This window comes from Xanthomonas arboricola (assembly GCF_002940665.1).
Lineage (GTDB): Bacteria > Pseudomonadota > Gammaproteobacteria > Xanthomonadales > Xanthomonadaceae > Xanthomonas > Xanthomonas arboricola_B.
On record NZ_MIGY01000002.1, the window covers coordinates 272,859 to 284,212 of the forward strand.

Genomic DNA, 11,354 nt, shown 5'->3' on the forward strand with positions numbered 1-11,354 from the left:
CGCTGCTGCGGGGCCTGTGCCGACCGGTAGTCACCCGATGTGGCAGGTCGTCGCCGGTTTGCTGCAGACGATGCGCTTGAACTGAAAGGGACGGGTGCTGGATCTCGTATCGAGCACTGGCGGTGCCAGCGTCTGGAGGTGCACAGTCGTTGCTGGGCCATGCTTGGCCATCGAGAGGGTTCATGGCAGTTACCGAGGCCGCGCCGGCGCCGCTTTCTTGTGGCGACAACGCCTACTTGAGCATCAGCGAGGTCCGCAAGGAATTCGATGGCGTTGTCGCGGTCGACGAGGTCAGCCTGCAGATCCGCAAGGGCGAGATTTTCGCGCTGCTGGGCGGTTCGGGCAGCGGCAAGTCCACCTTGCTGCGCTGCCTGGCCGGTTTCGAGCGGCCGACCAAGGGCCGCATCGTGCTCGATGGCCAGCCGATCGACACGTTGCCGCCGTACGAACGCCCGATCAACATGATGTTCCAGTCGTATGCGTTGTTTCCGCATATGAGCGTGGAGCAGAACATCGCCTTTGGACTGAGGCAGGAAGCCTTGTCCAAGGCGGCGATCGCAGCGCGCGTGGGCCAGATGCTGGAGCTGGTGCAGCTTGGCAGCCTGGCCCGGCGCAAGCCGCATCAATTGTCCGGCGGGCAGCAGCAACGCGTGGCGTTGGCGCGCTCGCTGGCCAAGCGGCCCAAGCTGCTGCTGCTGGACGAACCGATGGGCGCGCTGGACAAGAAGCTGCGCGCGCAGATGCAGCTGGAACTGGTCAACATCATCGAGACATCCGGCGTCACCTGCGTCATGGTCACCCATGATCAGGAAGAGGCCATGAGCATGGCTACCCGCATCGCGTTGATGGACCAGGGTTGGATCCAGCAGGTCGGCACGCCAGACGAAATCTACGAGCAACCGGCCAACCGGTTCGCCGCCGAATTCATCGGCTCGGTCAATCTGATCGACGCAGTCATCGTCGAGGACAAGCCGGATTACGTTGGCCTGAAGGCGTCCGCCTTCGACGCCAGCATCCGGATCGGCCACGGCATCACCGGTTTCGAAGGGCAGGCGGTGACATTCGCGCTGCGCCCGGAAAAGCTCGTCATCGGCAAGGACGAGCCGGCCCAGGCCTGCAACAAGGCGCAGGGCGTGATCGAGGACATCGCCTATTTCGGCAGCCACTCGGTCTACCACGTGCGCCTGCCCGGCGGTTTCAAGCTGATGGCCAATTTCGCCAATCGTCAGCGCTGGGCCAGCGAAGCGCTGAGCTGGGGCGATGGCGTATGGCTGAGTTGGGGCGAGCACGATGGCGTGGTGCTTACCGCATGAGGCGCCGGATCCGCGCATTGCCGGGCGCGCGCTGGGGCGTGATCGCCGCCCCGTCTCTGTGGCTGCTGGTGTTCTTCGCCATCCCGTTCCTGATCGTGCTGAAGATCTCCTTCGCCGAGCGCGCCACCGCGATGCCGCCGTACACGCCGCTGTTCGCCGTTGCCGCCGATGGGGCGGTGAGCCTCAAGCTGCACCTGGGCAATTATCTGGTCATGCTGCGCGACAGCCAATACGTAGCGGCGTATGCGAGTTCGATCAGGATCGCGGCGCTGTCGACCGTGTTTGCGCTGTTGATCGGCTACCCGATGGCCTATGTGATCGCGCGTCTGCCGCTGACCACGCGCAATGTGGCGATGATGCTGGTGGTGCTGCCGTCGTGGACCTCGTTCCTGATCCGCGTCTATGCCTGGATCGGCATCCTCGACGGCAACGGCTTGCTCAATCAGGCGCTGCTGGCGCTGGGGGTGATCCGCCAGCCCTTGCAGTTGCTGTACACACCGCTCGCCGCCTACATCGGCATCGTGCACTGCTATCTGCCGTTCATGGTGCTGCCGTTGTACGCCAATCTGGTCAAGCACGATGCGCGCCTGCTCGAAGCCGCCTACGACCTAGGCGCGCGGCCGTGGCAGGCGTTCGTGCGCATCACCTTGCCGCTGTCGCGCAACGGCATCGTGGCCGGCTGCATGCTGGTGATGATTCCGGCGGTGGGCGAATTCGTGATTCCGGAAATGCTGGGCGGGCCGGACACCTTGATGATCGGCCGCGTGCTGTGGGGCGAGTTCTTCAACAATCGCGATTGGCCGGTGGCCGCTGCGGTGGCCACGGTGATGTTGCTGCTGTTGCTGGCGCCGATCGTGCTCTTCCACCGTTATCAACAGTGCGAGCTAGAAGGGCGGCTGACATGATGCGCGCCTCGCGCGGTGGTCGCGTGCTGGGTGGCAGTGTCCTCGCGCTGGGCTTCGGCTTTCTGTATCTGCCGATCCTGTTGCTGATGGTCTACTCGTTCAACGCCTCGCGGCTGGCGATGGTGTGGGGCGGCTTTTCCACGCACTGGTATGGCGAATTGCTGCGCGATCGCCAGTTGCTGGAGGCGGCCTGGGTCAGTCTGCAAGTCGCGTTCTGGACCGCCTGTGCATCGACGGTGCTGGGGACGATGGCGGCGCTGGCGATGGTGCGCATGCGGCGTTTCCCCGGCAAGACCCTGTTCGGCGCGTTGATCACCGCGCCGCTGGTGATGCCGGAAGTGATCATCGGCCTGTCGATCCTGTTGTTGCTGGTCTCGATGGGCGGTGTACTCGGGATCGCACCGCGCGGCGCGGTAGCGATCTGGGCGGCGCATGTCACCTTCACCGTCTCGTTCGTGACGGTGGTGATTTCCTCGCGCCTGCAGGAACTGGATCGCTCGCTGGAAGAGGCGGCGATGGATCTGGGCGCGACACCGCTGAAGGTGTTCTTGCTGATCACCTTGCCGATCATCGCCCCCGCATTGGCATCGGGCTGGCTGCTGGCCTTCACGCTGTCGCTGGACGACGTGGTGATCGCCAGCTTTCTGGCCGGGCCCAGTTCGACCACCTTGCCGATCAAGGTGTTTGCCTCGGTGCGGCTGGGCATCAGCCCCAAGATCAACGCGCTTGCCACGCTGATGGTGCTGGCGGTGTCGATCGCCGCGGTGATCGGCTGGTGGCTGCTGGCGCGCGGCGAAAGACGCCGTCAGCGCGATGCGCAACTGGCGCTGCAAGCTGCTTCCTGAGCAGGCACCAACATGGGGGTGGCGAATGCATCGCAACAAGCGGCGGCCAGACGGCTGCGAACGCCCACGCAGCCGACATTTACGACCGCTGCAAGCCGCTTGCAGATGCCTGCGGCGGCTAGCGGACGCCGGGCACGGCAGTTGGCTCGGCCGTTGTTACCTGGCCGGAGGCGTGTACCCGCTGTCCCAGGGCTGCGGCTTGGTCAGGTAGCACTGATACTCGGCGCTGATGTCGTAGCCCTGTTGCTCGACTCTGGGTTGTTCGTCGGCGCGATCCTTGTCCCTGTTCTTGCCGTTCTTGTCGCCGTCGTCCTTGGATTTCTGCTTGCTCGGATAGATCGTGACCATGTTCGGCGACGAGTGCGCGGTGACAAATTGGCGGATGGCAGTATCCGAGCAGGCACGCAGTGCCTCTTCCTTGCAGGGTTGGCTGGGATTGGGCAGCGTGTTGGTGCAGCTCACGGTGACAAATCCGTTCGGGCCGGGGCGCGGGCCGTGCAGCATGTCCTGCAGGACGGCGCATCCCGGCAGGCAGGCGCCGATGCCAAGTACAACTAGAACAATCAGATCCCGGCGCATCGTGGTGGTCTTCCGTGAATGGATGAAGCTGCCAAGTGCCGAATGCTAGAGCATTTTTGTGCGGTGGGACGGTCGGGACAGGGCAGGGCTGCTTCATCAGCGTGGCTGGAAGCGTTATCCCAGCCGCAAGTGATCCACGAGCCGTGCGATGGAGGTGCGGCATTGCGTCGCGGCGTGGGTAAACACAGCGTTGCAGCGATTTGCTGCGGTTGTGACGCGGCTGCAACTTGCCGACGACTAGCATGGCGGGCCTGTAACAGGAGACCGTCATGTCCTACGACACCGTCAACCCGGCCAATGGCCAGGTCGAACATACCCAGCACACCCTGGACGCCGCCGCCATCGAGGCGCGTCTGGCTGCTTCCGCCAAGGCATTTCCGCAATGGGCGGCGCTGCCGCTGGCCGAGCGCGGCGCATTGCTGCGCAGGGTCGGCGAAGAGCTGACCCGGCGGCGCGACGACCTGCAGCGCATCATGACTGCCGAAATGGGCAAGCTGCGCCACGAGGCGCTGGCCGAGGTGGACAAGTGCGCGCAGGGCTGCGCCTATTACGCCGAACATGCAGCCGAGTATCTGGCACCGCGCGATATACCAACCGAAGCGCAGTCCAGCTATGTGCGCTACGAGCCACTGGGCTGCGTGTTTGCGGTGATGCCGTGGAATTTTCCGCTGTGGCAGGCATTTCGTTTCCTCGCCCCGGGTCTGATGGCCGGCAATGTGGCGCTGCTCAAACACGCCAGCAACGTGCCGCGCTGCGCCGATGCGATGAAGGACGTGCTGGACGCCGCAGGTATTCCACCCGGCGTGTTCGACGTGCTGCATATCGACAACGACCAGGCCGCAGATGTGTTGCGTGACGAGCGCATCGCCGCGGTGACGCTGACCGGCAGCGAACGCGCCGGACGTTCGCTGGCTGCAAATGCGGGCGATCAGCTGAAGAAGTGCGTGATGGAACTCGGCGGCAGCGACGCGTTCGTGGTGCTGGAAGACGCCGATCTGGAGCACACCGTCGCCTCTGCCGTGCAGTCGCGTTTCGATAACAGCGGGCAGACCTGCATCGCCGCCAAGCGCTTCATCGTGGTGGACGCCATTGCCGATCAATTCATCGAACGCTTCGTGGCCGCCGCCTCCCAGCGCGTGCTCGGCGACCCGCAGCAGGAGGGCACCACGCTGGCGCCCATGGCCCGCGCGGATCTGCGCGACGAGTTGCACAAGCAGGTGCAACACAGCGTGGAAAAGGGCGCCAAGGTGCTGTTGGGCGGCGAACCGGTGCCCGGTTCGCATGCAGGCTACCCGGCCACCATTCTCGATCGTGTCGCCCCAGGCATGCCGGCTTACGAGGAAGAGTTCTTCGGCCCGGTTGCGTCGGTGATTCGCGTGCGGGATGAAGCAGAAGCAGTACGCATAGCCAACGACACCAGCTTCGGCCTGGGCGGCAGCGTGTGGACCTCCGATGCCAAGCGCGGCGAACGCGTGGCGCAGCAATTGCAGTGCGGGGCGGCCTTCGTCAATTCGGTGGTCAAGAGCGACGTGCGGCTACCGTTCGGCGGCATCAAGCGCTCGGGCTTCGGCCGCGAGCTGGCCGAGCACGGCATCCACGAGTTCATGAATATCAAGACGATTTATGTGGCTTGAGTGCTGGGATTGGTGATTCGGGATTGGGGATTCGTAAAAGCAGGCAGCCTTCCTTCTCCCCCTGGGAGAAGGTGCCCGAAGGGCGGATGAGGGTACGTGCAGTAAACGAGCAGAAGTCACTCGCCTGCTCCAACCAATCCCCAATCCCCACTCCCAAATCCCGGCCGCAAAGCGGCCTACAACCACCGCGCTCGCTTGAACAGGCGATACAGCACCAGGCAGGAGGCGACCACGCCGGCTACCAGCAATGGGTAGGCGTAAGGCTTGTCCAGTTCGGGCATGTGGGTGAAGTTCATGCCGTACCAACTGGTGATCAGGGTGGGGGCGGCCAGCAACGCGGCCCAGGCGCCCAGGCGTTTGACGGTTTCGCCCTGGGCCAGGGTGACCATCGACAGGTTGACGCTCAGTGCGGTGCCCAGCATTTCGCGCAAGGTGTCGATGGCGTCGTTGATGCGCACGGCGTGGTCGAGCACGTCGCGCAGGTAGATGCCGACTTCGTCGTGGATCAGCGAGCCGGGGTTGCGCTTGAGGTGCGAGAGCACATCCTGCAATGGCGCCACGACCAGCCGCATCTTGTTGAGTTCGCGCTTGAGCTCGTACAGGCGCACCACGGTTTCGCGCTTGTAGTCGTCGGCGAAGATGTCCTTTTCCAGACCCTCCAGCGTGTCGCGGAACTCGTCCATGATCGGCAGATAGTTGTCGACCACGAAGTCGAGCACGCCATACAGACAGAACGAGGCGCCCATGCGCAGCATGGCCGGTTCGCGTTCGACCCGATGCCGCACCGGCGTATACGACAGCGACGCGCCATGGCGCACCGTCAACAGAAAGCGCGCGCCCAGAAACGCGTGGGTTTCGCCGTAGCGGATGCGCTCGTTGACAAGTTGCGCAGTGTTGACCACCACGAACAGTGAATTGCCGTAGCTCTCTGCCTTGGGGCGTTGGTGCGCCTTGAGCGCATCCTCGATGGCCAGATCGTGCAGGCCGAACTCATCCTGCAACTTGTGCAGCACCGATTCCTGCGGCTCGTACAGGCCGACCCAGACAAAACCATCCGGGCGCTGCAGCACGTCGCTGATCTGCTCCAGGCTGATGTCGTAGCGCTTGCCGTCGGCGTCGTACCAGGCGCAGGTGATGACGCAGGAGGGGTTATCCGGATGGCGGCCGTGGTGGTTCATGGACGCATCCTGGATCAGCGCGTGCGGGCGGACAAGTCATGCCGCCGCAATGCAATCGCGAGCGCGGTGTGGATCGGCAGCAGCAGCAACACCCACTGCAGGTTGCCCTGCGCCTGGAACGACAGCCAGTGGATCAACAGCGCCAGCAATGCCGCGGCGGCGACTACCCAGCGCAGCACGTCGAACCAGCGCCCGGGCCGGCGCCCGCGCAGCACGGCGATGCCGCCGATCAACAGCAGCACGCATAGCGGGTTCACCAGCAACAAGTTGCGATTGGCCCAGGCCGACTGATGCACGGTGAAGCCCCACAGATATACCAGTAAGCCGCCGCCGATCGCGCACAGCAGCCAATACGGCAGCGCGAAGGCGGCCAGCATGCGTTGCCGGCGACCGAGTGCAAGCACGCCGGCGGCGATGATCAGCCCGGCTAGCAACCATGGCCACCAATGGCGTTGCTGTTCGGCCGGCTCCGGTGTGATGCGATGCGGCAGCAGGACCTGCGTGGACTGCACCAGCGGGCGGCCGGCGCTGTTGTGCACCTGGGTCAGGCTGTCGGCCAGACGCATCGGCACGAACGCTTCCTCCCAGCGCGACAACGGGCGGTCCGCATACGGCCCCAGGCCCAGATCGAAGCCCAGCCACATCCACGGGGCAGGGGAGGCCAGGCGCACCGCTTCGCTGCGGAAGGTATTGCCGCGCGAGCGCCCGGCCAGTTGCGATTTCAACGCGCCACCCATCGCCCGGTCCAGCGTGTCGCGGACCATCGTGGCGCAGTTGGCCACGAAATAATCGTAGTGGTAGCGCGCGTTCTCGGGCTGGCTGCGGATCGCCAGCCCGTCAGCCAGCGCGCGCGCCTGGTCCGGCGGCAGATCCAGCCACTGGATGCTGACGCCGCGGCCCACCGCGCGGTATTGCTGCAGGTCCTCGTCCAGCGGTAACACAACCAGGTAGTACATCATCTCGCCGCGCGCAAAGCGCGGGACGAAATCCGGCTCGCTTGGGTCGAAGAAGCCGAAGTTGTACGAGGTGGCCTGCCCGCTGACGGGATCGACCACCACGATGGCATCGTGACCGAAGCGCTCGAAGAACACTTCGCCCGGTTGCATGGTGACCACGCCAACCCGCGGTGCCGATGTTGCGGCTTGGGCAGGCGCCTGAGTGGCGGCCTGGGCAACGGCGGCAGGCGTTACCAGCAACGCCAGCAGCAGGACACAGAACACCGCCCAGCGCCGGACGCTGCCGCGGTCTGGCGCTGCAGCAGTCGCGCGGTACCAAGGGTTCAAGCGTCGTCCTGCGGGTCTGGCGGCAGAATGGTCACATGGAAGGCATGTACACGCCGCGCATCGGCCTTGGCCACACGGAAGGCAAAGCGTCCCAGCGTCAGCTCTTCGCCGGTTTCCGGCAGATGCCCGATCGCATCGGTGACCAGGCCGCCCACGGTGTCGTACTCGTCATCCGGGAAGTCGGCAGCAAAGCGCTCGTTGAAGTCTTCGATCGGCGTCAGCGCATCGACCACATAGCGTCCGTCGGCCTGGATGGCGATCAACGAATTCTCGTCTTCGGCATCGTCGTGCTCGTCGTCGATCTGGCCGACGATCTGCTCCAGCACGTCTTCGATGGTGACCAGCCCGGCGACGCCGCCGTACTCGTCCACCACGATCGCCATGTGGTTGCGCGACAGCCGGAATTCCTTGAGCAGGACGTTGAGCTTCTTGGACTCGGGGATCAGCACCGCCGGGCGCAGCAGTTCGCGCACGTTGCCGGGGCCGTTGTCGGCAACCACGCCGCGCAACAGGTCCTTGGCCAGCAGGATGCCGAGCACTTCGTCCTTGTTCTCGCCATGCACCGGGAAGCGCGAATGGCCGGATTCCACCACCTGCTTCATCAGGTCGATGAAACGCGCCTCCACCGGCAGCGAGACCATCTGCGAGCGCGAGATCATCACATCGCCCACGGTGAGTTCGGACACCGAGATCGCGCCTTCCATCATGCGCAAGGTGTCTGCGGCGATGAGGCCGTCCTGTTCGGCGGTCCGCAACAACGCGACCAGTTCATCGCGGGTATGGGGTTCGCCAGAGAAGGCAGCGCTCAGGCGCTCGAGCCAGCTACGGCGTTTTTCGGGTGTTTCTTGGGATTGGCTACTGTCGTCTTCGGACATCGTGACGTGGGACGGCACCCGGCAAACCAGGCGATAGCGGCCAGTCTAACAGGAAGCCGCCCAAGCGCTGTGGACGGGTCGGGCGGACGCTGCGCTTCAGGGCAAGTCCAGGCTGTAGCCGCAACCGACCACGGTCTTGCCCGGATGCGACTTCACGTTGGAAACGCTGAGCACGATCGATTCGATCATGGCCTCGCCGGTCTTGGGGTTGGTGGTGTCTTCGCTGACCAGCTCGCGGCCGTACATGACCTTGTCGGCGTTATCCACGCCCGGTTCCAGGTTCAGCTGTCTGGCCAGCGGGCGCGGGTCGGGCAGATCCAACAGCGCCATCACGCTAGCGCCGGAGAACGCGATGTGGGTGGTGCGGTGGCCGAACACGCTGATCGGCGTGTTGAGCGTGTACTCGGTCATGAACAGGTTGGCCTGATCCAGCGGCGTCCAGCCCAGCGCCACCGCCTTGAGCGGGTCGGCAAGCACCGGCGCCAGCGCGTTGAAGTCGCCGATGCGCTGGCGGCATTCGATCAGGGCCGGCAGGTCGGGGCGTGCCGGCGGGGTCTGCGCGTCGGCGCCGGAGAAGACCAGCAACAGCAACGCGGTGGCGACGCAGGCCCGCATCAGCGCTCTCCCGCATATGGATCGTCGATCCCCAGATCGGTCAGGATGTCGCGTTCGAGTTGCTCCATCGCGTCGGCCTCCTTGTCGTCCTCGTGATCCCAGCCCAGCAGGTGCAGGGTCCCGTGCACGGTCAGATGGGCGTAATGCGCGGCCAGCGACTTGCCTTGTTCGGCGGCCTCGCGTGCCACCACCGGCGCACAGATCACCAGATCGCCGAGCAGCGGCATTTTGATGCCCTTGGGCAGGCCTTCGGGCAGCTCGGCCGGAAAGCTCAGCACATTGGTGGCGTAATCCTTGCCACGGTAATGGTGGTTGAGTGAGCAGCCTTCCTTTTCGTCGACAATCCGCACCGCCAGATCGGCCTCGCGGATGCGGCCCTTCAGCGCGGCCGCCACCCATTTGCGAAAACTCACCGCCGACGGCAGACCGGCGCGCGGCAGCGCATAACTGACAGCGACGTCGAGGCGGACAGGTCCACGGGTCATGGCGAGAGTTTCCTGGGCAGAGGGTCAGCGCGTGCAGGTGATCAGCAGTATCACCGCAGGCCCGTTGGCCACGCGGTAGCTCGAACTGCCGATCGGGCCGCGCCCGCAGCCGTGATTGTAGTCCCGCACCCGCAACCTTGAAACGAATCCTGGCTGGTCATGCAGCCAGACCGCAGCGATACCGCTTTCCAGGAGTCCGCCGACCAGCGACTGGCTTGAGCGGTGCGCGTGCTGAAGCGGTGAGCTTTTGCAGCCGCGTGCATCCGTGACCGTTCCCGGTAGATCGAGCAGCCAGCGCGCGCTGCGACCTTGCTGCCAAGCACTGAATCGTACGCGATCGTTCCCTGCCGGCATATCGCCGCGCGCCTGTTCCGCCAGCCTCTCCAAGTGCGCGGTTGGAATGCTGATGCTGGTTTGTTCGGCAGCCAGCGACACACAGGGGGGCGCCACCTGTGTCGCCGGGATCACATCGCGATCCACGGCCGGAATTCCCGGAAGCAGCGGCGCTTCGGTGGCCCCGAGCGATGCCGCCGCGACCAACCCGCTTGCCAACGTCAAGCTGGCAAGGAATAGCCTCATTCAGCGTTGCTCTTGATCGCAGCGTCCTGCTGGTCGCGCTTTTCATACGCGGTGACGATGCGCTGCACCAGCGGGTGGCGCACCACGTCGCGTGCTTCGAAGAAGGTGAAGCTGGCGCCGTCCACGTCGCGCAATACCTCGATCGCATCGCGCAGGCCGGACTTGACGTGCTTTGGCAGGTCGATCTGGGTCAGGTCGCCGGTGACCACCGCGGTGGAGCCAAAGCCCAGCCGGGTCAGGAACATCTTCATCTGTTCGATGGTGGTGTTCTGCGCTTCGTCCAGGATCACGTAGGCATCGTTGAGCGTACGGCCGCGCATATAGGCCAGCGGCGCGATCTCGATGACGTTCTTTTCCAGCAGCTTGACCACCTTTTCCACGCCAAGCATTTCGTAGAGCGCGTCGTAGAGCGGGCGCAGGTACGGGTCCACCTTCTGGCTGAGGTCGCCTGGGAGAAAGCCCAGCTTCTCGCCGGCCTCCACCGCCGGGCGCACCAGGATCAGGCGCTGTACGCGCGACTCGTTCAGGGCCTCCACCGCGCTGGCCACGGCCAGAAAGGTCTTGCCGGTACCGGCCGGCCCGATGCCGAAATTGATGTCGTGCGTGGCGATCGCATGCAGGTACTTGGCCTGGTTGGCACCGCGGCCACGCACGGTGCCGCGTTTGACCTTGATCGCCACGTCCTGGGCCACGTAGGAACGATCGACCACGTGCTCGACATTGGCATCGTTCAAGCGCAGATGGATCGCGTGGTTGTCGAAGGTGGTGGAGGCGGCTTCCTCGTACAGCGCGGCCAGCAGCGTCTGCACGGCAGTGATTGCCGGCTCCGGGCCGGTGACGCGGAAGATGTTGCCGCGGTTGGCGATCTCCACGCCCAGCTTGAGTTCGATCTGGCGCAGGTGCGCGTCGAACGGGCCGGCCAGATTGGCCAGGCGCTCGGTGTCGTCGGGTTCCAGGGTGAAGTCGCGATGTGCAGGTGAGTTCATGGTCGGATCGGACCGCGCACGCATGCGCTGGTCGGTTGGGCGGCAGGCGAGGGTAGCGCGCAGCGTGTGATCCCACC

General features: G+C 64.8%; 12 protein-coding genes. 4 read left to right on the forward strand and 8 right to left on the reverse strand.

Going from position 1 to position 11,354, the window contains the following annotated elements; all coding sequences use genetic code 11:
* Positions 1-182 precede the first annotated feature (182 nt).
* Genes XarjCFBP7645_RS08010 through XarjCFBP7645_RS08020 form a run of 3 tightly spaced genes read left to right on the forward strand, consistent with a single transcriptional unit; the run spans position 183 to position 3,063 of the window.
* Positions 183-1,313 carry an ABC transporter ATP-binding protein gene (locus tag XarjCFBP7645_RS08010; protein ID WP_104537059.1) on the forward strand — a complete coding sequence of 377 codons (1,131 nt, stop codon included), beginning with the start codon at positions 183-185 and terminating at the stop codon, positions 1,311-1,313.
* The gene (locus XarjCFBP7645_RS08015; protein ID WP_104537061.1) at positions 1,310-2,218 is read left to right on the forward strand and encodes an ABC transporter permease subunit; all 909 of its coding nucleotides are present in this window, start codon (positions 1,310-1,312) and stop codon (positions 2,216-2,218) included. Before XarjCFBP7645_RS08010 ends, XarjCFBP7645_RS08015 begins: the two co-directional genes overlap by 4 nt.
* Positions 2,215-3,063, forward strand: a complete 849-nt coding sequence (locus XarjCFBP7645_RS08020; RefSeq protein ID WP_104537063.1) for an ABC transporter permease subunit — start codon at positions 2,215-2,217, stop codon at positions 3,061-3,063. Before XarjCFBP7645_RS08015 ends, XarjCFBP7645_RS08020 begins: the two co-directional genes overlap by 4 nt.
* Positions 3,064-3,219: 156 nt before the next feature.
* Here the strand turns inward: XarjCFBP7645_RS08020 and XarjCFBP7645_RS08025 are convergent, their stop codons facing one another.
* A complete protein-coding gene (locus XarjCFBP7645_RS08025) occupies positions 3,220-3,642 on the reverse strand; it encodes a hypothetical protein (RefSeq protein ID WP_104537065.1) in 423 nt (140 codons plus the stop codon).
* Positions 3,643-3,911: 269 nt separating this feature from the next.
* Here XarjCFBP7645_RS08025 and XarjCFBP7645_RS08030 point away from each other — a divergent pair, with 269 nt between their 5' ends.
* Positions 3,912-5,276, forward strand: a complete 1,365-nt coding sequence (locus XarjCFBP7645_RS08030) for an NAD-dependent succinate-semialdehyde dehydrogenase (RefSeq protein ID WP_104537067.1) — start codon at positions 3,912-3,914, stop codon at positions 5,274-5,276.
* Positions 5,277-5,452: 176 nt separating this feature from the next.
* On the opposite strand, the gene XarjCFBP7645_RS08035 is transcribed toward XarjCFBP7645_RS08030, so the two are convergent.
* The 7 genes from XarjCFBP7645_RS08035 to XarjCFBP7645_RS08065 all read right to left on the reverse strand — a co-directional run bounded on the left by XarjCFBP7645_RS08035 (position 5,453) and on the right by XarjCFBP7645_RS08065 (position 11,277).
* On the reverse strand, positions 5,453-6,454 hold the full coding sequence (locus tag XarjCFBP7645_RS08035; RefSeq protein ID WP_104537069.1) for a magnesium and cobalt transport protein CorA: 1,002 nt from the start codon (positions 6,452-6,454) through the stop codon (positions 5,453-5,455).
* A gap of 14 nt (positions 6,455-6,468) precedes the next feature.
* Positions 6,469-7,737 (reverse strand): DUF4105 domain-containing protein, encoded by a 1,269-nt coding sequence (locus XarjCFBP7645_RS08040; protein WP_104537071.1) that lies wholly within the window; start codon positions 7,735-7,737, stop codon positions 6,469-6,471.
* On the reverse strand, positions 7,734-8,612 hold the full coding sequence (locus XarjCFBP7645_RS08045; protein ID WP_104537073.1) for an HlyC/CorC family transporter: 879 nt from the start codon (positions 8,610-8,612) through the stop codon (positions 7,734-7,736). Before XarjCFBP7645_RS08045 ends, XarjCFBP7645_RS08040 begins: the two co-directional genes overlap by 4 nt.
* A gap of 96 nt (positions 8,613-8,708) precedes the next feature.
* Entirely contained in the window at positions 8,709-9,227 is a 519-nt protein-coding gene (locus tag XarjCFBP7645_RS08050; RefSeq protein ID WP_104537075.1) for a hypothetical protein, read from the reverse strand.
* A complete protein-coding gene (gene ybeY, locus XarjCFBP7645_RS08055; protein ID WP_104537077.1) occupies positions 9,227-9,712 on the reverse strand; it encodes an rRNA maturation RNase YbeY in 486 nt (161 codons plus the stop codon). The genes XarjCFBP7645_RS08050 and ybeY overlap by 1 nt, the downstream gene beginning before the upstream one ends.
* Positions 9,713-9,736: 24 nt before the next feature.
* On the reverse strand, positions 9,737-10,291 hold the full coding sequence (locus tag XarjCFBP7645_RS08060) for a hypothetical protein (RefSeq protein ID WP_104537079.1): 555 nt from the start codon (positions 10,289-10,291) through the stop codon (positions 9,737-9,739).
* A complete protein-coding gene (locus XarjCFBP7645_RS08065; protein ID WP_104537861.1) occupies positions 10,288-11,277 on the reverse strand; it encodes a PhoH family protein in 990 nt (329 codons plus the stop codon). The genes XarjCFBP7645_RS08060 and XarjCFBP7645_RS08065 overlap by 4 nt, the downstream gene beginning before the upstream one ends.
* Between the last annotated feature and the right edge of the window lie 77 nt (positions 11,278-11,354).